Below are 1,557 nucleotides of genomic sequence, written 5' to 3'. Positions count from 1 at the left end.
AGGGACTTCCAGAAAATAAAATATACAGATAGTAAAAATGATAATCATTGTTAGGGGGGTGGGAGAGGCTGCCGTTGGCAGCCTCTCCCACCCCAAATTGTAGTAAATTGAATGATGATTCGATTTTGGGATGTTTGAGGTGTCAATACAATTAACAGATTCATTGAAAAAATTATTGAAGGAAACCGCACATCAATTAAAAGGAGCAGCTAAACGTAGGTTCATTGCACAAACAGTTGTGGCATTAGGACACGGAGGGCAGTCTAAAGCAGAGAGAGAACTAGGATGGAATCGTGTAACTATTGGTAAAGGAATTAAAGAATTAAATAGTGGTATCATTTGTGTAGATAATTATCGAGGTAGAGGGCGTTATAAATCAGAAACTAAACTGCCAAATCTTTTAGAAGATATAAAAAAATTAGTCGATTCTCAAAGTCAAATAGACCCTACTTTTAAAAGCCAAAGACTATATACACGACTTTCTGCTGCGGAAGTGAGACATCAATTAATTGAAAAATTGGGTTATGCAGATGAAGAATTACCAACTTCAGAAACAATTCGTGTCAAGTTAAATGATTTAGGGTATCGCCTCAAGAGGGTTGCCAAAATTCAACCTCAAAAAAAATTCCCGAAACTGATGCAATCTTTGAGCAATTAGCTATAGTTCACCAAGAAATTTCAGAAGACCCAAGCGTTTTACGCTTAAGTTTGGATGCCAAAGCTCGTGTCAATATCGGCGACTTTGACCGTGGTGGTAGAAATCGAGTACCAACGGAAACTGATGACCATGATTTCAAACCAAAAACAACTGTAGCTCCTTATGGTATATTTCTTCCAGAACTTGACGAGCTATTTTTGTATTTTACAGAATCCAAAGTAACTAGCGATTTTATCGTTGATATCTTAGCAGATTTTTGGAAGTCTGAAAAGGAACGATTTTCGGAAATAAAAACCTTACTTATTAATCAAGATAATGGAGGAGAAAACAATTCTCGACGTACCCAATTTATGAAACGTATATTGGAATTTGCTCAATCATACAAATTAAATATACGTTTAGCTTACTATCCTCCTTATCACAGTAAATATAATCCCATTGAAAGAACTTGGGCTGTCTTGGAGAATCATTGGAATGGCAGCATCTTAGATGAAGTAGAAACCGCATTAAATTTTGCTAGAACTATGACTTGGAATGGCAAATGTCCAGTTGTTAAGTTAGTCACTCAAACTTATGCTACTGGGGTGCGTTTAACTAAAGGAGCGATGCAAGAAATTGAAAATAAAATTTCACGTTTGACTAATTTGGGTCAAGAGAATTTACCAAACTTAGGCAAGTGGTTTGTTGATATTTGTTACGAAGCAACGTAATTGTTAGAAGTTAAATAACAGTTTTTCGTGCAATAGCCATTCTCCTCACTGCGCTATGCGTATTGTTGAGTGCAGACATTTATCTTGCATATATTTTGTTAGGAGAGAGCAGTTGCTGTCGGCAACTGCTCTCTCTTTCAGAATGATTATCATTTTTGTTAACTGTATATTTTATTCTCTGGAAGTCCC

Annotated in this window: 1 protein-coding gene; it reads left to right on the top strand. The window is 36.2% G+C overall.

The window, feature by feature from the left end:
* Positions 1-145 precede the first annotated feature (145 nt).
* A protein-coding gene (locus ACM0OY_RS40335) for an ISAzo13 family transposase (protein ID WP_414574288.1) occupies positions 146-1,368 on the top strand; the annotation gives its coding sequence in 2 pieces (ribosomal slippage) (positions 146-626 and positions 626-1,368; 1,224 coding nt in all).
* Positions 1,369-1,557: the final 189 nt, after the last annotated feature.

It is taken from the genome of Nostoc sp. CCY 9925 (assembly GCF_963920935.1).
Classification (GTDB): domain Bacteria; phylum Cyanobacteriota; class Cyanobacteriia; order Cyanobacteriales; family Nostocaceae; genus Nostoc.
This window is presented reverse-complemented; position numbering and strand designations above follow the sequence as displayed.